This is a genomic window from Streptomyces sp. NPDC008163 (genome assembly GCF_042956885.1).
Lineage (GTDB): Bacteria > Actinomycetota > Actinomycetes > Streptomycetales > Streptomycetaceae > Streptomyces > Streptomyces drozdowiczii_A.
Genome location: NZ_JBIBHG010000001.1, coordinates 61,321 through 78,689 on the forward strand (window position 1 = coordinate 61,321; position 17,369 = coordinate 78,689).

At 73.8% G+C, this 17,369-nt stretch carries 20 protein-coding genes and 1 pseudogene; 16 read left to right on the plus strand and 5 right to left on the minus strand.

What is annotated here, in order from left to right; translation table 11 throughout:
* Positions 1 to 28: 28 nt before the first annotated feature.
* From lspA to ACFZAT_RS00320, 3 genes are all read left to right on the plus strand, one after another.
* Positions 29 to 553: a signal peptidase II gene (gene lspA, locus ACFZAT_RS00310; RefSeq protein ID WP_391258018.1), complete on the plus strand. Its 525-nt coding sequence runs from the start codon at positions 29 to 31 to the stop codon at positions 551 to 553.
* 319 nt (positions 554 to 872) lie between these two features.
* On the plus strand, positions 873 to 1,721 hold the full coding sequence (locus ACFZAT_RS00315; protein WP_391260118.1) for an aminoglycoside phosphotransferase: 849 nt from the start codon (positions 873 to 875) through the stop codon (positions 1,719 to 1,721).
* A gap of 114 nt (positions 1,722 to 1,835) precedes the next feature.
* The gene (locus tag ACFZAT_RS00320) at positions 1,836 to 2,561 is read left to right on the plus strand and encodes a dienelactone hydrolase family protein (RefSeq protein WP_391258021.1); all 726 of its coding nucleotides are present in this window, start codon (positions 1,836 to 1,838) and stop codon (positions 2,559 to 2,561) included.
* Positions 2,562 to 2,811: 250 nt separating this feature from the next.
* On the opposite strand, the gene ACFZAT_RS00325 is transcribed toward ACFZAT_RS00320, so the two are convergent.
* Positions 2,812 to 3,687 (minus strand): hypothetical protein, encoded by an 876-nt coding sequence (locus ACFZAT_RS00325; protein ID WP_391258024.1) that lies wholly within the window; start codon positions 3,685 to 3,687, stop codon positions 2,812 to 2,814.
* 150 nt (positions 3,688 to 3,837) lie between these two features.
* On the opposite strand from ACFZAT_RS00325, the gene ACFZAT_RS00330 reads away from it, so the two are divergent.
* From ACFZAT_RS00330 to ACFZAT_RS00340, 3 genes are read left to right on the plus strand one after another with little or no spacing between them, the layout of a single operon-like run.
* Positions 3,838 to 4,590 carry a phosphotransferase gene (locus ACFZAT_RS00330; RefSeq protein ID WP_391258026.1) on the plus strand — a complete coding sequence of 251 codons (753 nt, stop codon included), beginning with the start codon at positions 3,838 to 3,840 and terminating at the stop codon, positions 4,588 to 4,590.
* A gap of 33 nt (positions 4,591 to 4,623) precedes the next feature.
* Positions 4,624 to 5,601: an oxidoreductase gene (locus ACFZAT_RS00335; RefSeq protein WP_391258029.1), complete on the plus strand. Its 978-nt coding sequence runs from the start codon at positions 4,624 to 4,626 to the stop codon at positions 5,599 to 5,601.
* A gap of 42 nt (positions 5,602 to 5,643) precedes the next feature.
* Entirely contained in the window at positions 5,644 to 6,372 is a 729-nt protein-coding gene (locus ACFZAT_RS00340) for a DUF2625 family protein (RefSeq protein WP_391258033.1), read from the plus strand.
* A gap of 241 nt (positions 6,373 to 6,613) precedes the next feature.
* Here ACFZAT_RS00340 and ACFZAT_RS00345 read toward each other — a convergent pair whose 3' ends face one another.
* On the minus strand, positions 6,614 to 6,763 hold the full coding sequence (locus tag ACFZAT_RS00345) for a hypothetical protein (protein WP_391258035.1): 150 nt from the start codon (positions 6,761 to 6,763) through the stop codon (positions 6,614 to 6,616).
* Between the two features lie 79 nt (positions 6,764 to 6,842).
* Between ACFZAT_RS00345 and ACFZAT_RS00350 the strand changes: the two genes are divergently transcribed.
* A complete protein-coding gene (locus ACFZAT_RS00350; protein ID WP_391258038.1) occupies positions 6,843 to 7,700 on the plus strand; it encodes an oxidoreductase in 858 nt (285 codons plus the stop codon).
* A 51-nt stretch (positions 7,701 to 7,751) separates the two neighbouring features.
* A pseudogene (locus ACFZAT_RS00355) lies at positions 7,752 to 8,146 on the plus strand (helix-turn-helix transcriptional regulator); the annotation flags it as partial.
* A 21-nt stretch (positions 8,147 to 8,167) separates the two neighbouring features.
* Here the strand turns inward: ACFZAT_RS00355 and ACFZAT_RS00360 are convergent.
* Entirely contained in the window at positions 8,168 to 8,803 is a 636-nt protein-coding gene (locus ACFZAT_RS00360; protein WP_391258041.1) for a Type 1 glutamine amidotransferase-like domain-containing protein, read from the minus strand.
* A 160-nt stretch (positions 8,804 to 8,963) separates the two neighbouring features.
* On the opposite strand from ACFZAT_RS00360, the gene ACFZAT_RS00365 reads away from it, so the two are divergent.
* The 5 genes from ACFZAT_RS00365 (at position 8,964) to ACFZAT_RS00385 (ending at position 12,155) form a co-directional block, all read left to right on the plus strand.
* Positions 8,964 to 9,830 carry an NmrA family NAD(P)-binding protein gene (locus ACFZAT_RS00365; protein ID WP_391258044.1) on the plus strand — a complete coding sequence of 289 codons (867 nt, stop codon included), beginning with the start codon at positions 8,964 to 8,966 and terminating at the stop codon, positions 9,828 to 9,830.
* 108 nt (positions 9,831 to 9,938) lie between these two features.
* On the plus strand, positions 9,939 to 10,115 hold the full coding sequence (locus tag ACFZAT_RS00370) for a hypothetical protein (protein ID WP_391258047.1): 177 nt from the start codon (positions 9,939 to 9,941) through the stop codon (positions 10,113 to 10,115).
* 106 nt (positions 10,116 to 10,221) lie between these two features.
* Complete coding sequence (locus ACFZAT_RS00375; protein WP_391258050.1) at positions 10,222 to 10,959, plus strand: enoyl-CoA hydratase family protein; 738 nt, start codon at positions 10,222 to 10,224, stop codon at positions 10,957 to 10,959.
* A complete protein-coding gene (locus tag ACFZAT_RS00380) occupies positions 10,947 to 11,543 on the plus strand; it encodes a TetR/AcrR family transcriptional regulator (protein WP_073964601.1) in 597 nt (198 codons plus the stop codon). The genes ACFZAT_RS00375 and ACFZAT_RS00380 overlap by 13 nt, the downstream gene beginning before the upstream one ends.
* Positions 11,544 to 11,609: 66 nt before the next feature.
* Positions 11,610 to 12,155, plus strand: a complete 546-nt coding sequence (locus ACFZAT_RS00385) for a GNAT family N-acetyltransferase (RefSeq protein ID WP_391258053.1) — start codon at positions 11,610 to 11,612, stop codon at positions 12,153 to 12,155.
* A 7-nt stretch (positions 12,156 to 12,162) separates the two neighbouring features.
* Here the strand turns inward: ACFZAT_RS00385 and ACFZAT_RS00390 are convergent, their stop codons facing one another.
* Positions 12,163 to 13,266 (minus strand): citrate synthase, encoded by a 1,104-nt coding sequence (locus ACFZAT_RS00390; protein WP_391258056.1) that lies wholly within the window; start codon positions 13,264 to 13,266, stop codon positions 12,163 to 12,165.
* Between the two features lie 123 nt (positions 13,267 to 13,389).
* Here ACFZAT_RS00390 and pdxH point away from each other — a divergent pair, with 123 nt between their 5' ends.
* Both pdxH and ACFZAT_RS00400 read left to right on the plus strand, forming a co-directional pair.
* Positions 13,390 to 14,025, plus strand: a complete 636-nt coding sequence (pdxH, locus tag ACFZAT_RS00395; RefSeq protein WP_391260121.1) for a pyridoxamine 5'-phosphate oxidase — start codon at positions 13,390 to 13,392, stop codon at positions 14,023 to 14,025.
* 370 nt (positions 14,026 to 14,395) lie between these two features.
* Positions 14,396 to 15,733, plus strand: coding sequence for a PAS domain-containing protein (locus tag ACFZAT_RS00400; RefSeq protein ID WP_391258059.1), 1,338 nt, complete (start codon positions 14,396 to 14,398; stop codon positions 15,731 to 15,733).
* 3 nt (positions 15,734 to 15,736) lie between these two features.
* On the opposite strand, the gene ACFZAT_RS00405 is transcribed toward ACFZAT_RS00400, so the two are convergent.
* A complete protein-coding gene (locus ACFZAT_RS00405) occupies positions 15,737 to 16,492 on the minus strand; it encodes a sugar isomerase domain-containing protein (protein ID WP_391258062.1) in 756 nt (251 codons plus the stop codon).
* A gap of 184 nt (positions 16,493 to 16,676) precedes the next feature.
* On the opposite strand from ACFZAT_RS00405, the gene ACFZAT_RS00410 reads away from it, so the two are divergent.
* Positions 16,677 to 17,369 carry an iron dependent repressor, metal binding and dimerization domain protein gene (locus ACFZAT_RS00410; protein WP_391258065.1) on the plus strand — a complete coding sequence of 231 codons (693 nt, stop codon included), beginning with the start codon at positions 16,677 to 16,679 and terminating at the stop codon, positions 17,367 to 17,369.

Consider the following 17,369-nt stretch of genomic DNA (forward strand, 5'->3'; position numbering starts at 1 on the left):
TGGTGCGACGAGGGCCGGGAGGGCGAGCATGCCGGACGTGACGACGGGTGTGCGCAGGCGCGCCTACCTGCTGTGGGCGGTCGCGGCCCTCGCGTACGCCGTCGACCTCGGGACCAAGCTGGCGGTGGTCGCGAAGCTCGAAGGCCGTACGACCGTGTCGGTGCTCGGGGACTGGCTCGTGCTGCGGGTCCAGCGCAACCCCGGCGCCGCCTTCGGCATGGGTGCCGCGACGACGATCGTCTTCACCCTGGTCGCCACGGCCGTGGTCGTCGTCGTGGCCCGCTACTCACGCCGCCTGGCGAGCACCCCGTGGGCGGTCGCCCTCGGCCTCCTCCTCGGCGGCGCCCTCGGCAACCTGACCGACCGCCTCTTCCGCACCCCGGGCGACTTCCAGGGCGCGGTGGTCGACTTCATCGCCGTCCGGGACTTCAGCGTGATGAACCTGGCCGACTGGGCGATCACCGGCGGATGCGCGTTGGCCGTGGTGCTGTCGTTCCGGAGTTCGCCGATGACGGTCACGGCCGGTGCGGGGGCGCGGGCGCCCCGGGCGTAGGGGCCGTCGCGCGGTCTGTCGGCGGCGTTCCTCGGGCGAGTACGCGGGGAAGCGGACCCAGCCCCGTTCGGCGATGGTGTTGCCGAGGTCGTTGAACAGCACCGCCCGCGCGCGTTGCTCCTCCTCCTCGGTCAGCGGCGTGGGGCCGCCTTCCGGTGACTGCACACGGACGTTGTACAGGTCTCGGACCACTGGCTTCTCACCATTCGCCGGGGCTGTTCCGGAGAGACTACCGACGCGGCCGGAGCGTTCCCCGAGTCGGGCGAAAACAAGGTGCGCCGGGACCGATGACCTCGGCAGGATGCGCGGCGTGACTGACATGCCGAGCAACGCCGTGCCCTCCCCCGCGGTCCTCGACGCCTTTGGTGTGGAGGGCGCTGCCGTCCCGCTGGCAGGTGGGCAGGGGCGGAGCGTTCTCGTGGGCGGGTACGTGTTCAAGCCTGCCGAGGGCACCGACGACGAGGTCGAGTGGGCGACCTGCCTGCTCGAAGGGCTCGCGTCGGACGGCGGCTTCCGCGTTCCGCTGCCGTTGCGGGCCGCCGACGGGCGGAGCGTCGTGGACGGCTGGACCGCCAGTGAGTTCCTGACCGGTCAGTCCGGACCGGAGGGGCACTGGACCCGTGTGCTCGACGCCGGCCGTGCCTTCCACAAGGCTCTGCGGGGTGTGCCCCGGCCCGGCTTCCTCGGCCGGCACTCGCACCCGTGGGCGGTGGCCGACCGGGTCGCCTGGGGCGAGCAGGACGTCGACGTGATCGACGACCTCGCCGTACCGTTCTCGACCCTGTTGGAGCTGAGGCGCCCCATCAAGCAGGACTCCGCTCAGCTCATCCACGGCGACCTCACGGGCAATGTCCTGTTCGCTCCGGACCAGGCGCCCGTCGTGATCGACTTCTCCCCGTACTGGCGGCCGCCGCTGTTCGCCGAGGCGGTCGTGGTGGCGGACGGGCTGCTGTGGTTCGACCTTCCGCCCGACCTGTTGGAGGCCGGCGGCGACCATCCCGACTGGCCGCAGACGCTGATCCGCGCACTGATCTTCAGGCTCGTCGCGCACAGCGAGAACGCGGGTCCGCCGGGGCTGGCTCAGCCGGGCGAGGCGGAACGCCATGCGAGGGCGGCCGAGGTGGTGAGGCGGCTGGCGCCGTTCTCCCGGGGCTTCCGCCCGCGGTGAACCCCGGCGGCAGCCCACCGCTTCCGCCCGCGGTGAACCCCGGCGGCAGCCCACCGCTTCCGCCCGCGGTGAACCCCGGCCCGGCGTCGCCCGGCGCGGAATACGGTCCGTCTTATGACGACGGTCACCACACGCACGGTCACGTACCCCGCCGACGGCCTGACGATGGTCGGGCACCTCGCGCTCCCGGCCGGCACCGGCCGCCGGCCCGCCGTGCTGCTCGGGCCGGAGGGCATGGGCCTCAGCGACGTCGAGCGGCGCCGGGCCGAGGCCCTCGCCGAACTCGGTTACGTCACGCTGGCCTTCGACCTCCACGGCGGGCGGTACCTGGGCGAACCCGGGGAGATGCTGGCCCGCTGCCTGCCGCTGCTCGACGACCCCGAGCGGATGCGGGGCATCGGCCACGCGGCGCTCGACGTGCTGCGCGCCGAACCGAGGGCCGACCCCGGCCGGATCGCCGCCATCGGCTACGGCACCGGCGGCATCATCGCGCTGGAACTCGGGCGCGACGGGGTCGACCTGCGCGCGATCGGGACCGTCAACGGACTGAGCACCGGCCGCCCGGGCGAGACCGCGCGCATCCGCTGCCCGGTGTGGGCCGGGGTCGGCTCGGAGGACCCGATCATGGCGCCCGCGCAACGGGACGCGTTCACGGCCGAGCTGCGGTCGGCGGGCGTCGACTGGCGCTTCGTGGTCTACGGCGGCGCCCTGCACGCCTTCCACCACCCCCCGGTCGACCACACGACCCCGCCGGGCGTCGGCCACCACCCACGGCACGCGGCGCGAGCCTGGCGCGACGTCGTGGACCTGCTGGGCGAGTGCCTGCCGGTGACGGAGTGATCCGGCCGCGCCCGGGCATCGGGGTCACACCACAGCCACCCGGACCCCGAGAGCGATCAGGACCGCCGAAGTGGCCCTGGCAGCCCGTCGTTCGAAGCGAGGGGTCCGGAGGGTCCGGGTCGTTCGGAGGATGCGGAAGGTCCAGGCGGTCCCGACCGGAACGACGAGCGCGTCATGGGATGGCTTCCGGTCGCTACGCGCAGCTGAGGCACTGCACAGGACACGTCGTGACGGCAGTGAGCCCGCCGGGTCACGAGGGCAGCGCCGCGCCCCGGTACACACGGTCCAGCAGGCGGAACAGTGGGGCGTCGTAACGCGCCAGCTCGGCGCGGGTGTTGATCTCGTTGTGCACTCCGTCGCCGCCGGGGCGGCCTTCGTAGTTGACGTCGAAGTAGCTCTGGATGCCCTCGGCCCAGTACTCGCTGGTGTTGCTGATGGCGTACGTGTTGGCCCAGCGGCCGGACGCGCGGGCCTGGTCGTACGCGCTCTGCAGCTCGCCGGTGAAGGCCGGGTCGATGTGCCGGAGGCCCATGTCGGCCACCGAGTGTCCGAATTCGTGCACGAAGACGTTCTCCCGGCCCTGGTTGTCCGCGAGGTTCGCCTCGGTGCCCACCGACAGCGGAAGGGAGTCGGTGGCCCCCATCCCCGCCCAGTAGCGGTCGTCGAGCGAGGTCCCGAACGCCGCGCGCACCTCGGGGACCGAACTCATCCGCTCGTTCCGGGCGGTGATCACCACGCGGAGGTTGCGGCGGTCCAGTTCGCCGACCGGGTAGTAGGGCCAGGTGCGGACCAGGGCCTCCAGCTGGCGGGCCGCCTTGAGGAGGGTGGAGTCGGAGACCTGCGCGGAGCCCAGGACCGCGACGGAGGCGCCGGTGTTCACGTCCCTGGGCCCCTCCACGTACTTCGCGTACCAGCCGGTGTCCAGCCGGAAGCGGTTCACCACGGCCTGGGGCACGGGGCTCTGGACGGCCGCCGCCGTCGCCACCGTCGCCGGGGTGACGGTGGCCGCGGACGCCGGACCGGCCCCGGCCAACAGCGCGGGCAGCAGCGCGGCGGCCACGAGCAGGGCCCGGTGCCGGAGCCGGGGGCGGGCGGGGTTCGGTTTCCGTACGGTCGCGAGGCTCATCCTGCGCCCTTTCGGGTGGGGGGAGGCGGGATCGTGGGAGCGCGCCCACGCCATTGTGGGGCGGGTCGGCAGTTACGGGAAGGGTGCGCGTACAACGTTGTACGGCAAGGGAGTCGGGGTCCTACGGCACACCCCGGGAGACTGGGCGGCATGGATGAGGTCGAAGTCGTCGTAGCCCACTCCGAGCGGACGACGCTGCGTGTCGGGGACATGTTCCTGAAGGTGGACGCGGACCGGGCGCGGCTCGCCGTCGAGGCCGAGGCGCTGGCGCTGGCGCCGGTCCCGACGCCGGAGGTGTTGTGGCGGAAGCCGTCCGTGCTGGCGCTCGCCGCCGTCCGGGGCACCGCGCTCGGCCGCCTCGGGGAGCCGTCGCCCGCGTCCCCGGAGGCGTGGGCCGCGGCGGGGGCGGCGATCCGGACGCTGCACGGGGCGCCGCTGCCGCCGTGGCCCGGGCGGAGCGCGGACGGCCTGGCGGCCGAGCTGGAGCGGGAGTGCGACTGGCTCCTGGCGCACGAGGTCCTGCCCGCCGAGCTGGTCACCCGCAACCGCCGGATCGCGGAGGCGGCGCTGCGGCCGTGGGAGCCGGTGTTCGTGCACGGCGACCTGCAGATCACCCATGTGTTCACCGGCGACGACGACGAGGTCACCGGCATCATCGACTGGTCCGAGGCGGCGCGGGGGGACGCGCTCTTCGACCTCGCCACACTGACGCTCGGGCACGAGGAGCGCCTGGGCGACCTCGTGGCCGGATACGGCACCGACGTCGACCTGGACACCGTCCGCGCCTGGTGGTCGCTGCGCAGCCTCACCGCGTACCGCTGGCTGGTCCAGCACGGCTTCGACCCGGGGGCGCCCGGGTGCGAGCTGGATGTGCTGCGGGCGGCGATGCGGCGGGGGACTTGAGATGGAGTGCGCTCCAAGTCGTAGCTTCGGCGCATGACCAGCACAGCACAGCAGCCCATCGGCTCGCCCTTCTCCGCCGCCGGCACCGCCCAGGACGTCACCGCCGGGCTCGACCTCTCCGGCCGGAGCGCCGTCGTGACCGGGGGCTACTCCGGACTCGGGCTCGAAACGACCCGCGCGCTCGTCGCCGCCGGGGCGCGGGTGGTCGTGCCCGCGCGGCGGCCCGAGGTCGCGCGGGCGGCGCTCGACGGGGTGGGCGGGGACGTCGAGGTCGTCGCCATGGACCTCGGTGACCTCGGGAGCGTACGGGCGGCGGCCGCGCACATCCGCGAGGCGCTGGGCGCGCTCGATCTGCTCTTCGCCACCGCCGGGGTCATGGCCACCCCGGAGCGGTATGCCGGGCCCGGGTGGGAGAGCCAGCTGGCGGTCAACCACTTCGGGCACTTCGCGCTCGCCTGCGAGCTCTACCCACTCCTCGCCGCCGCCCGGGACGGGGCGCGTGTCGTCGTCAACAGCTCCGCCGGGCACACCCTCACCGGCATCCGCTGGGACGACCCCCACTTCCGTACGGGATACGACAAGTGGCTCGCGTACGGGCAGGCCAAGACGGCGAACGCGCTGTTCGCGGTGCACCTCGACGCCCTCGGCCGGGGTGACGGGGTGCGGGCGTTCGTGCTGCACCCGGGCAAGATCATCACCGGCTTGCAGCGGGAGATGACGCTCCAGGAGCAGGTCGATCTCGGATGGGTGGACGAGCGGGGGCGGGTGGTCGGCGCCGGCTTCAAGTCCCCGTCGCAGGGCGCCGCGACCGGGTTGTGGGCCGCGACCTCGCCCCTGCTCGCCGGGCGCGGCGGCCTCTACCTGGAGGACTGCGAGGTCGCGGTGGTCACCGCGCCGGGGACGCCCATGGACGACGGCGGGGTCCGTGCGTACGCCGTCGATCCGGACGCGGCGGCGCGCCTGTGGGAGCTGTCGGTGGCCGCTACGGGGGCCACGCCGATCGGACGGTGACCCGGCGGGCGGGGCGCCGGACCGCTTTGCCACGATGCGTGGATGCGCGCACTCGATGAGCTGACCGACGTCGAAGACCCCGCCTGGCCGTTGTTCCTCGAAGAGGTGGCCCGCACGGGCACGCCCGTCGAGGTGCTGCCCGGTGACCCCGGGGCGGGGCGGGCGACCCTGTGGCAGCTCCAGGTCTCCGCCCGGTCGAACCTGGGCGGCCTCGCGCTCAACTGCGGCGGGCTCCTCGTGGACGGCGGGTGGCTGCGCGTCTTCGGCAGCCCGGAGCCCGGCGCGGCGCACGGCGTGCCCGGCCTCGCCGCCGTCAACGCGATGCCGGCGCAGGCCGATCCGTCCTGGAGGCCGGGGGCCGGGCTGGTGGTCGCGCACGACGTGCTGGGCGGCGTCTTCGCCGTCAACGGGGGCGACCCCGGCGCGGCCGGGCGGCCCGGCGGCCCCGGCGAGATGATCTACTTCGCGCCCGACGCCCTCGGCTGGCTGGCCCTGGGCGCCGGGCACTCGGCCTGGCTGGCCTGGCTGCTCGCCGGGGGCCTGCGGGACTTCTACCAGGGCCTGCGGTGGGACGGCTGGCAGGAGGAGACCGCCGCGCTGGACGGGCACCGGGGGCTGTCCTGCCACCCGCCCCTCTGGTCGGCCGAGGCCCGCGAGGACCTGGCGGCGACGAGCCGGCGGGCGGTGCCGATGGCGGAGCTCCTGGGCGTCGCGCGTGACGCGTGCCGGCAGCTGGACGGCGGCGATCCGGGGTTCCTCGGGGCGGTGTGAAGCGGGACGGGGCGGCGGTGTGGTCCGGGGAACGGTCGGAGCCACAGGGCCCCGGGCCGCCCCCGTACGCCCGTAAGCCGGTGCCGTCAGGCCCCCACCGGTTCCAGGCGCAGCCGAACGTACGGCCACGGCGGGGGTGTCGACGGGCCGAACCAGACGCGTACGTCCTCGCCGGTGCGGACGGGCAGGCGGGGGAAGTCGTTCGCGGCGTGCTCGGTGCGGTGGAGCGCGTGGGACGGGGTCAGGTGGCGGGCCGCGTACGTGTCGAAGGCCGCCGGCCCGTCGTCGTACCGGGGAACTCCTCCCAGGTGGCGGGGCCGGGCGTGAGCGGGGCGATGAGACGGCGGTTGGCCACGTCCCAGGTGCCGGTCAGGAAGTCGAAGTGGTTCATGCGGGGGAGGTTAGGAGCGGTCCACTGACATCTTCTGTCAGTGAGAATGCGGCGGCGTTCGTGACCTACGTTGGGGGTCATGGACTTCATACGGTGGGAACTGGGCGGGGACCTGGGGGTCGCCCGGGTCGGCTACGGCGCGATGAAGCTGACGGGGTGGCCCCGGGGCGAGCGGCCCGACCGGGACACGGCGACGGCCGTCCTGCGGCGGGCGGTGGAGCTGGGCGTCAACCACATCGACACCTCGAACTACTACGCGCGCGACGGGGTTTCGGCCAACGAGCTGATCCGGTCCGCGTTGCACCCCTACCCGGACGACCTGGTGATCGTCACCAAGGTCGGTGCCCTGGTCGAGGGCCCGGACATCGCGCGGCCGGTCGCCGAACAGCGCGGACTCACCCCGGACGGCCTGCGGCGCGGGGTCGAGGCGAACCTGACGTCGCTCGGCCTGGACCGGCTTGACGTGGTGAACCTGCGCCTGGGCGACCGGGGCCATGAGGACGCCCCGCTCGACGCCCCCCTCACGACGCTGCTGGCCCTGCGCGACGAGGGCCTGATCCGGCACATCGGCATCTCCAACGTGTCCCTCGACCAGTTCACGCAGGCGTGCGAGCTGGCGCCGATCGCCTGTGTGCAGAACGCGTACAACATCGCGCGCCGCGACGACGACTCCCTGGTCGACGCCTGCGCCGAAGCCGGTATCGCCTATGTGCCGTTCTATCCGGTCGGCGGCTTCCAGCCCCTGACCGCCGAACGCCTCGAAGCCGTCGCCAAGCGCCACGGGACCACCGTCCCGCAGGTGGCGCTCGCCTGGCTGCTGGCCCGCTCGCCGAACATCCTGCTCATCCCCGGCACCGGCTCCCCGGCCCACCTGGAGGAGAACATCGCGGCGGGCGCCCTGCGGCTGAGCGACGAGGACCTGGCGACCCTGCGCTGACGGCGGACGGCCGGCCGCACCCGGACGGCCCCGCCGGGGATACTGGGCGCCATGCGCGCGAGCCGGCTCGTCCACCTGCTTCTGCTGCTCCAGAACAGGGGCCGGATGACCGCCCGGGACTGGCCGACGAACTGGAGGTCTCCGTCCGGACCGTGTACCGGGACGTCGAGGCGCTGGGCGCCGCCGGCATCCCGCTCTACGGTGCCGCCGGGCACGCGGGCGGCTACCGCCTGGTCGGCGGCCATCGGACGCGCCTGACCGGGTTGACCGCCGACGAGGCGCGGGCCGCGTTCTTGGCCGCGCTGCCCGGCGCCGCCGCCGAACTCGGCCTGGGCGAGGCGCTGATGACCGCCCGGCTCCAGCTGCACGCCGCCCTCCCGGCGGAGCTGCGCGAGCACGCGGAGCGCATCCAGGAGCGCTTCCTGCTGGACGCGCCCGGCTGGTACGGGGGATGAGCCGGGGTTCCGTCAGCTCAGGGGCGCCGGGTCGATGCCGATGGTCTGCCCGTCGCTGAGGCAGCGGTGCGGCAGCCCCGCCTCGGCCAGGTGGGCGGCGGCCCGTTCCGCGCCGGGGGCCTCGGGGTGGTCGGAGCGCCAGTGCGGGACGATCCGGAAGGGCACCAGGCCGAGACAGGACGGCTCGACGCCGGACGGGTAGCCCTCGGGGAGGACGTCCGGGTCGTCGATCAGGTCGATGCCGCGCAGGTCGGGGCCGGTGACGCAGGCCCCGGCGGAGAAGCCGCCGTACACGAAGTCGGGCCGGTGCCGTTGCTCCCGGAGGGCGTCCCCGAAGCGGGCCTGCGTCATCGCGCGGGCCAGGACGAAGGCGTTGCCGCCGAGCACCCAGACCAGGTCGAGCGCGGCCAGCCGGCCGGTGAGCCCGTCCGGGGCGGAGAAGTGGTCGCGCAGGTCGAGTTCCTCGCAGGTGTACCCGAAGGACTCCCAGGTGCGTATCTCGCGCGGCAGGTTCAGATTCCGCGAAGTCCCTTGTGCATCGAGCGCGTTGAGGACGATCCCGGCGCGGGCGGTGCCGGTCGCGGGCGGCAGCACCGCGGGGCGGTCGCTGCCCGGCTCGAGGTACCAGGAGCTGAGCAGGAGTCGCACGTCGGCCTCCGGGGGGTGAGGGCTGATCAGGGGCGCCGCGGGGGCCGGGATGCGGGCATCCTACGACGGGCGCTTGACCTCAATCGCGCTTGAGGGTTCATCGTCTGGGTATGCCGGTCCGCCGCACCGATGGCGGGCCCCGTACGCAGGAGGAACACCCATGTCCGACAACCGAGTCATCCTGGTCACCGGCGCGACGGGCAAGCAGGGCGGGGCCGCCGCCCGTGCGCTGCTGGACAGCGGCTGGGACGTACGGGCGCTGGTGCGCGACCCGGACAAGCCCGCCGCGCTCGCGCTGAAGGACGCGGGCGCGGTGCTGATACGCGGGGACCTGGACGACGCCGCCTCCCTGGACGCGGCCCTGGCGGGGGCGTACGGCGTCTTCAGCGTGCAGACGTTCGCCGGGCCGGACGGCTTCGACGGGGAGATCCGGCAGGGCAAGGCGGTCGCCGACGCCGCCGCCCGGGCGGGCGTCGCGCACTTCGTCTACAGCTCCGTCGACGGCGCCGACCGCGCCGGTGACGTACGGCACTTCGCGAGCAAGGGCGAGATCGAGCAGCACATCGAGGCCCTGGGCCTGCCCGCGACGATCCTGCGACCCACGTTCTTCATCTCCAACTTCGAGGGCCTGGGCCCGCGCCGGGACGGCGACGACCTGACGCTCACCCTGGCGCTCGACCCGCACACCCGGCTCCAGATGGTCAGCCCCGACGACATCGGCGCCCTCGCGGCAGCCGCCTTCGCCGCCCCGGCCGACTACCTCGGCCGCATCGTGGAGATGGCCGGCGACGCACTCACGGGGCCGCAGATCGCCGAGGTGTTCGCCCGTGCCGCCGGGCACCCGGTGCGTTTCGCCCCGATGCCCGTCGGCCAACTCCGTGCGCACAGCGAGGAGATGGGTGCCATGTTCGCCTGGTTCAACGAGGTCGGATTCCGCGCCGAGGCGGACGACCTGCGCCGCGCGCTGCCCGCCCCGGTCACCCTGGAGAGCTGGGTCGCGGAGCACTGGAGCGTGCCCCGGGCGTGACGTCGGCGGCCGGGCCCGCTGTCAGTGGCGGCCGGCACCCTGCCGGTGTGGACTCGGGCGGTACGGAGAAGAAGACGCTGACGGCGTTCCTGGCGGCCCAGCGGGCGAGTGTGCGGGGGGATCGTCGACGGGCTCGACGCCCGGGCGCTGGGCGCGGCGCTGGTGCCCTCGGGCTGGACCCCGCTCGGGCTCGTGGAGCACCTGGGGCATGCCGAGCGGCACGCCGGTCATCTGGACATCGCCCGGGAACTCCTCGACGGGCGTGCGGGGCTCGGGCCCCGCTGACGTACGGGGCTCGGGCCCCGCTGAGCAAAATCATGCAAGCGCGCTTGATTGTTCCGGGTCCTGCTGCCACGCTCGACGCGACGGCCCGCAGAGAAGGAGATCGCGGATGAGCCCGCTCGCACCGCCCGCCCACACGCGCGGCGTCACCACCCTCACGCTCGACTCGCCCGCCAACCGCAACGCCCTCAGCGCCGGTCTCGTCGCCGGTCTCGCGGAGGCGCTGGACGCGTGCGCGGACGACGACTCCGTGCGGGCCGTCGTGCTCACCCACACCGGGACCACCTTCTGCGCGGGCGCCGATCTGCGGGCCCCGGCCGATCCGCACGACTTCGTGGCCCTGATGCGGCGGATCGTCGCGCTGCCGAAGCCCGTGGTGGCGCGGGTCGACGGGCATGTGCGCGCCGGGGGGCTCGGGCTGCTCGCGGCCTGCGACATCTCCGTGGCCGGGACCGGCGCGACCTTCGCGCTCACCGAGGCACGGCTCGGCCTCGCGCCCGCCGTGATCTCGATGCCGCTGCTCCCGCGCATCGATCCGCGCGCCGCCGCCCGCTACTACCTGACCGGCGAGAAGTTCCACGCGGACGAGGCCGAGCGCATCGGGCTCGTCACGATAGCCGCCGACGACGTGGACGGCTCGCTGGACCTCGTACTGGACGAGCTGCGGCGGGCCTCGCCGCAGGGGCTGGCGGCGTCCAAGGCACTGGTCACGGCTACTGTGCTGGAGAATTTCGACCAGCACGCCGAAGACCTCATCGCCCGCTCCGCCCAGCTCTTCGCCTCCGACGAGGCCCGGGAGGGGATGACGGCCTTCCTCGAACGACGGGACCCCGCATGGGCGTTGTGACACCGGGCGGCAGCAGCCCGGGCCCCAAACAGGACCGCAGCCGTGCCACCCGCCGGCGCCTCCTGGAGGCCGCGGTGGCCTGCCTCGCCGAGCACGGCTGGGCCGGGTCCACCGTCGCCGTCGTCGCGGAACGCGCCGGGGTCTCGCGGGGCGCCGCCCAGCACCACTTCCCGACCCGCGAGGACCTGTTCACCGCCGCCGTCGAATACGTCGCCGAGGAACGCTCCGCCGCCCTGCGCGCCGTCCCCGACCAGGACCGCGCCGCCGTAGTCGCCGCCCTGGTCGACCTCTACACCGGGCCCCTCTTCCGCGCCGCCCTCCAGCTCTGGGTCGCCGCCTCCAACGAGGAGCAACTGCGCCCGCGCGTGACCGAGCTGGAGGCCCGGGTCGGCCGCGAGACGCACCGCATCGCCGTCCACCTCCTGCGCGCCGACGAGACGAGGCCCGGGGTGCGCGAGACCGTGCAGGGACTGCTCGACATGGCCCGCGGCCTCGGCCTCGCCAACGTCCTCACCGACGACACCGCCCGCCGCCGCAAGGTGGTCGCCCAGTGGGGCGCGCTCCTGGACGAGGCCCTGGGCTGAGGGGGGCCGGCCCGGGGAGCGGGAAACGCCTTGGTGTCAGCGGAACGCCCGGATAAGGTCCCGACCATGACCAGCAGCGCCACGCCTCCCTTCCCCCAGCACATCGAACTCACGGGTGAGGGGCTCGTGCTGCGCGACTGGACCGAGGACGACCTCGCCGCCATGCCGGAGCTCTTCGACCACCCGGACATCGCGTACTGGACGCCGATCGTCTCGCCGTTCGACGCCGAGGCCGCCCGCGCACGGCTGGCGAAGGCCCGGCAGCTGCGCGCGGACGGGACGGCCGTCCTGCTCGCCATCACGCTCGACGGCGGCGCCCCGCTCGGCGAGGTCATGCTGCGGCGCGCCCCCGAGGGCACGGAGCTGGGTTACGCGGTCGGCCCCGCCCACCGCGGCCAGGGGCTCGCCGGGCGGGCGGTGCGGGTGATGGCGGCGTACGCCTTCGAGGAGCTGGGCGTCGACCGGGTCATCCTGGAACTGGAGGCGGAGAACGCGGCCAGCGTCGCCGTCGCCGCCGCGAACGGCTTCCGGCTGCTCGGCGTCCCCCTCATCGAGGGCGAGGAGAAGGGGCGCCCGTACGCCCTCCAGACCTGGGCGCTCGACCGGGACTGAGCCCGCCCTACGGCCTGTTCAGCTCCTCGAAGCCCGCGACCTCCCGCGGGCTCCGCGCGCCGGGGCCCACGTAACGCGCCGACGGACGCACCAGGCGGCCCGTGCGCTTCTGCTCCAGGATGTGCGCCGACCAGCCCGCCGTACGGGCACACGTGAACATCGACGTGAACATGGGCGCCGGCACCTCGGCGAAGTCCAGCATGATCGCCGCCCAGAACTCCACGTTCGTCGCCAGCACCCGGTCCGGGCGCCGCGCGTGCAGTTCCTCCAGGGCCGCCTTCTCCAGCGCCCGCGCCACCTCGTACCTGGGCGCGCCCAGCTCCTCGGCGGTGCGCCGCAGCACCCGGGCACGCGGGTCCTCGGCGCGGTAGACGCGGTGGCCGAAGCCCATCAGCCGCTCGCCCTTGTCGAGCGCCTTCTTCACGTACGCCGTGGCGTCCCCGGTCCGCTCGATCTCCTCGATCATGCCGAGGACCCGGGACGGGGCGCCGCCGTGCAGCGGGCCCGACATGGCGCCCACCGCGCCGGACAGCGCGGCCGCCACGTCGGCCCCGGTCGAGGCGATGACCCGGGCGGTGAACGTGGAGGCGTTCATGCCGTGCTCGGCGGCGGACGTCCAGTACGCGTCGACGGCCTTCACGTGGCGCGGGTCCGGCTCGCCGCGCCAGCGGATCATGAACCGCTCCACGACGGACTCGGCCTTGTCGATCTCCCGCTGCGGGACCATCGGCAGGCCCTGTCCGCGCGCCGACTGCGCCACGTACGACAGCGCCATCACGGCGGCCCGCGCCAAGTTCTCGCGGGCGGTCTCCGCGTCGATGTCGAGCAGCGGCTTCAGCCCCCAGACCGGCGCGAGCATCGCCAGCGCGGCCTGCACGTCGACCCGGACGTCCCCGGAGTGCACGGGGAGCGGAAACGGTTCGGCGGGCGGCAGACCGGGCTCGAAGGCCCCGTCCACCAGCAGCCCCCACACATGGCCGAAGGAGACATGGCCGACGAGATCCTCGATGTCGACGCCCCGGTACCGGAGCGAACCGCCTTCCTTGTCGGGTTCGGCGATTTCCGTCTCGAACGCGACGACTCCTTCGAGCCCGGGTACGAAGTCGGACATCAGGCGGCTCCCTCGGTTCGACGGTTGCGCCGGGCGGACCTCCGGCCCGTCCGGCCGCTGCGGCAGGATGGCACCGTGCCCACCCCAGACTCCTCCTTCGATTCCACCACCGATCCGGCCGCGATGCGCGAGCAATACCGATCCGAGACCTTCGCCGAGGACTCGCTCGCGCCCGACCCGATGGACCAGTTCGCGCGCTGGTTCCGCCAGGTCGCCGCCGGCGGCATGCTCCACGAGCCGAACGCCATGGTGGTCTCCACGGCGACCCCCGAGGGCCGCCCCTCCTCCCGCACGGTGCTGCTGAAGATGTACGACGCGCGCGGCTTCGTCTTCTTCACCAACTACGGCTCCCGCAAGGGCCGCGAGCTGACGGCCAACCCGTACGTCTCGCTGCTCTTCCCCTGGCACCCGCTGGCCCGCCAGGTCATCGTCACCGGCACGGCGGCCCGCGTCCCGCGCGAGGAGACCGTCGCCTACTTCCGCACCCGCCCGCACGGCTCACAGCTCGGCGCCTGGGCGAGCGAGCAGTCCACGGTGATCGGCAGCCGCGAGGAGCTGACCGCCCGCTACGAGGAGTTGTCGGCCCGCTACCCGGAGGGTGAAAAGGTCCCGGCACCCCCGCACTGGGGCGGCTTCCGCGTGGTCCCCGAGACGATCGAGTTCTGGCAGGGCCACGAGAACCGGCTGCACGACCGGCTGCGTTACGTCCGCGAGGGCGGCGAGGAAGGCACGTGGCGCGTCGAGCGCCTGTGCCCGTAAAGCCGTAACGCCCGTACGGGCCCGGAAAAGGCGGAACCCGCAGGCTCTGGTCCCTCCTTGCGGAGGAGCCGGCCGGATCTACCGGCGAGCCTGCGGGTCGGTGACTGCCTGGGTTTCGGCGGACAGCCCGCCGAGGTGCACGATGTGCGACGACGGGCTGTCAGCCCGCAGCCACCTCACGAATCCGATAAGACTGCACTTTTCGGATCACCTCCTTTCAACGTGTACGGACAGCTTAGGAACCCCTCCGGGCCCGCACAACCGAATTAACGGGGGACCGATTTCCGGGAAGTCGCTGTGGTCCGGGTCACGTTCGAGTTCAATGGTCTGACGTGCGGCTATGGCGGACACCTGGCGCAGGGGGACCGGGATGAGTGCTTCCACGAGCAGGGGGACGGCCGGTGCCATTCCCGGGGCGGAGCTGCTGGCGGCGCTCCTCGACGGCATGGACGCGGCGCTGTGCGCCTTCGACGCGGACGGCACCGTCACCCACTGGAACCGCGAGGCCGAACGCGTCCTCGGCTGGTCCGCCGACGAGGCCGTGGGCCGGCCCGGGCTGGCCGGCTGGGCGGTGCGCCGGGCCGACGCGGACGAGGTGCAGGGGCGGCTGATGGCGGTCATGGAGGCGCCGGGCCGCCAGGTCCACGAGTTCGCGCTGCTGCGCAAGGACGGCGGCCGGGTCCTGGTGCGCACCCAGTCCGCCGGGGTCCGGGGCGCGGACGGGAAGCCGGCCGGGGTGTACTGCGCGTTCAGCGAGGTGCACGCCCAGATCGACCTGGAGCGGGCCATCGCGCTCAGCGAGGCCCTGTTCGAGGACGCCTCCTGGGGCGTCGTCCTGGTCGACGTGGACCTGCGCCCCACCGTCGTGAACGCCCACGCGGCCCGCGCCCTGGGCGGCGGCCGCACGACCCTGCTGGGGCGGCCCCTCGGCGAGCTGATCGCCCAGGGGGTCGAGGAGCTGGAGGGCGCCCTCCAGCACGTACTCGCCGAGGGGGCGCCGGACGCGCCGCCCGCCGAGCTGTGGGTGACGCTGCGCGGTGGTGAGGGCACCCGCCGTCGCTGCTGGCGCAGCGGCTTCCTGCGGCTGGCATCGCCGCTCACCGAGGAGCCCGTGCCGCTGGGCGCCGGCTGGGTCTTCCAGGACGTCACGGACGCCCGGCTCGCCGCCCAGGAGGCGGACCGGCTGCGCTTCCGCTCCAACCAGCTGCACCGCGCCTCGCGGTCCGCCGCGGAGTGCGAGGACCCGATGGAGGCCGCGATGGCGTCGCTCGACTTCGCGCTGGCCGGGTTCGCCGACCACGCGCTGGTCGACCTGGTGGCGGGGGAGCGGCTGGTCCGGGCCGCGGCCACCCCTGCGGACGCCCCCGGCCCCTGCCTCCCGGTGGCGGGCGGCGGCATCCCGTTGCGTTACGCGCCGGGCCACCCGGCCCTCCAGGCGGTGGACCGCACCGGCTCGGTGCGTACGTCGGCGGGAGCGGGCCGTACGGACGGGGAGTGGGCCCGGCAGCGGCAGTGGCCCCCGGACGCGGTGCACGCCCTCTCCACGGTCCTGCGCAGCCGCGGCCGGACCCTGGGCGTGCTGACGTTCCTCCGCTCCACGCACCGCACCGCGTTCGAACGCCCGGACGCGATGTACGCGGAGAGCGTGGCGGCCCGGGTGGCCGCGTCGGTGGACCTGCACCAACTGGGCGGCTATGGCCCCGCGTAAGCCTTAGTGCCGGTAGAAGATCCGGTCCGCGTACCGCGCCATCACGCGCCCGTTCCACTCGTGCCCGCCGTCCACGTTCCCCGACCGCAGCAGCGGCGGCTCGATCCCCCGCTCCAGCAGCCGTTCCGCCGCCGCGGCCATCATGCTCTGCATGAGCGCGCTGGTGACCACCGTGGACGCGGGCGCGAACGGCGCCTCGATGCCGTCCACCTCCAGCTCCGCGTCGCCGATCGCGATCTTGCTGTCGAGGACGATGTCGCAGTGGTCCCGCAGGAAGCCGCCCGAGCTGTGCCGGGACCGGGTCTCCTCCGCGTACGCGACCGAGGTGACGCCGATGACCTTCAGGCCCAGCGCACGGGCGTTGAGCGCCATCTCGACGGGCAGGGCGTTGCGTCCGGAGAGCGAGATGATCACGAGCAGGTCGCCGGACTTCGCCGGGCTGGAGTCGAGCACCGCGCCCGCGAGGCCGTCCACGCGTTCCAGGGCGGAGCCCAGCGTCGCGGGCATGACGTCCACGCCGAGGGCCCCGGGGACGGCCATGAGGTTCATCAGGGCGAGCCCGCCCGCCCGGTAGACGACGTCCTGCGCGGCGAGCGAGGAGTGCCCGGCGCCGAAAGCGAAGAGCCGGCCGCCCGCCTCGACGGTGTCGGCGATGGCGGCACCGGCGGCCGCGATGTTGCCGGCCTCCTCGTCCCGCACCCTCCCCAGCAGGCCGATCGCCGCATCGAGGAACTGACCGGCCAGCTTGCTTTCGCTCATCGAGGAGGACCTTTCCGGCGGGGTGGGATGTCCATGGGGCGTCCGTAACGCCGATCACGTTGCGGTCTGGACCAGTGGCCTGTCAATACCGCACGGCCCCGGCGAGGACGGCACGGCACGGTTACGGGCGGGATGCGTCAGAATTGGGGTCAGGGCCAGCGCACGATTGCATCGAGGGGCACGAATGTCCGGACTGATCGACACCACGGAGATGTATCTCCGCACCATCCTCGAACTCGAAGAGGAAGGCGTGGTCCCCATGCGCGCCCGGATCGCGGAACGGCTGGACCAGAGCGGTCCGACCGTGAGCCAGACCGTGGCGCGCATGGAGCGCGACGGCCTGGTGCAGGTCGCGGGCGACCGGCACCTGGAGCTGACGGAGGAGGGCCGCCGCCTGGCGACCCGCGTCATGCGCAAGCACCGGCTGGCCGAGTGCCTGCTGGTCGACGTGATCGGCCTGGAGTGGGAGCAGGTCCACGCCGAGGCGTGCCGGTGGGAACACGTGATGAGCGAGGCGGTCGAGCGCCGGGTGCTGGAGCTGCTGCGCCACCCGACGGAGTCGCCGTACGGGAATCCGATCCCGGGTCTCGAAGAGCTGGGCGAGAAGACGGAGGCCGACCCGTTCCTCGACGAGGGCATGGTCAGCCTGTCCGACCTCGACCCGGGCAGCGACGGCAAGACGGTGGTGGTCCGCCGGATCGGGGAGCCGATCCAGACGGACGCCCAGCTGATGTACACGCTGCGGCGGGCGGGCGTGCAGCCCGGGTCCGTGGTCAGCGTGACGCAGTCGCCCGGCGGGGTGCTGGTCGGCAGCAGCGGCGAGGCGGCGGAGCTGGACTCCGAGATCGCCTCGCACGTCTTCGTGGCGAAGAAGTAG

Bases quoted from the DNA above. Each gene is read 5' to 3' on its own strand.
- ACFZAT_RS00380 (WP_073964601.1), top strand. From the start codon at position 10,947: ATGGGCGTTGTGACACCGGGCGGCAGCAGCCCGGGCCCCAAACAGGAC.
- ACFZAT_RS00390 (WP_391258056.1), bottom strand. From the start codon at position 13,266: ATGTCCGACTTCGTACCCGGGCTCGAAGGAGTCGTCGCGTTCGAGACG.
- ACFZAT_RS00335 (WP_391258029.1), top strand. From the start codon at position 4,624: ATGACCAGCACAGCACAGCAGCCCATCGGCTCGCCCTTCTCCGCCGCC.
- ACFZAT_RS00315 (WP_391260118.1), top strand. From the start codon at position 873: ATGCCGAGCAACGCCGTGCCCTCCCCCGCGGTCCTCGACGCCTTTGGT.
- ACFZAT_RS00405 (WP_391258062.1), bottom strand. From the start codon at position 16,492: ATGAGCGAAAGCAAGCTGGCCGGTCAGTTCCTCGATGCGGCGATCGGC.
- ACFZAT_RS00330 (WP_391258026.1), top strand. From the start codon at position 3,838: ATGGATGAGGTCGAAGTCGTCGTAGCCCACTCCGAGCGGACGACGCTG.
- ACFZAT_RS00385 (WP_391258053.1), top strand. From the start codon at position 11,610: ATGACCAGCAGCGCCACGCCTCCCTTCCCCCAGCACATCGAACTCACG.
- ACFZAT_RS00350 (WP_391258038.1), top strand. From the start codon at position 6,843: ATGGACTTCATACGGTGGGAACTGGGCGGGGACCTGGGGGTCGCCCGG.
- ACFZAT_RS00410 (WP_391258065.1), top strand. From the start codon at position 16,677: ATGTCCGGACTGATCGACACCACGGAGATGTATCTCCGCACCATCCTC.
- ACFZAT_RS00325 (WP_391258024.1), bottom strand. From the start codon at position 3,687: ATGAGCCTCGCGACCGTACGGAAACCGAACCCCGCCCGCCCCCGGCTC.
- ACFZAT_RS00400 (WP_391258059.1), top strand. From the start codon at position 14,396: ATGAGTGCTTCCACGAGCAGGGGGACGGCCGGTGCCATTCCCGGGGCG.
- ACFZAT_RS00340 (WP_391258033.1), top strand. From the start codon at position 5,644: ATGCGCGCACTCGATGAGCTGACCGACGTCGAAGACCCCGCCTGGCCG.
- ACFZAT_RS00365 (WP_391258044.1), top strand. From the start codon at position 8,964: ATGTCCGACAACCGAGTCATCCTGGTCACCGGCGCGACGGGCAAGCAG.
- ACFZAT_RS00345 (WP_391258035.1), bottom strand. From the start codon at position 6,763: ATGAACCACTTCGACTTCCTGACCGGCACCTGGGACGTGGCCAACCGC.
- pdxH (WP_391260121.1), top strand. From the start codon at position 13,390: ATGCGCGAGCAATACCGATCCGAGACCTTCGCCGAGGACTCGCTCGCG.
- ACFZAT_RS00375 (WP_391258050.1), top strand. From the start codon at position 10,222: ATGAGCCCGCTCGCACCGCCCGCCCACACGCGCGGCGTCACCACCCTC.
- lspA (WP_391258018.1), top strand. From the start codon at position 29: ATGCCGGACGTGACGACGGGTGTGCGCAGGCGCGCCTACCTGCTGTGG.
- ACFZAT_RS00320 (WP_391258021.1), top strand. From the start codon at position 1,836: ATGACGACGGTCACCACACGCACGGTCACGTACCCCGCCGACGGCCTG.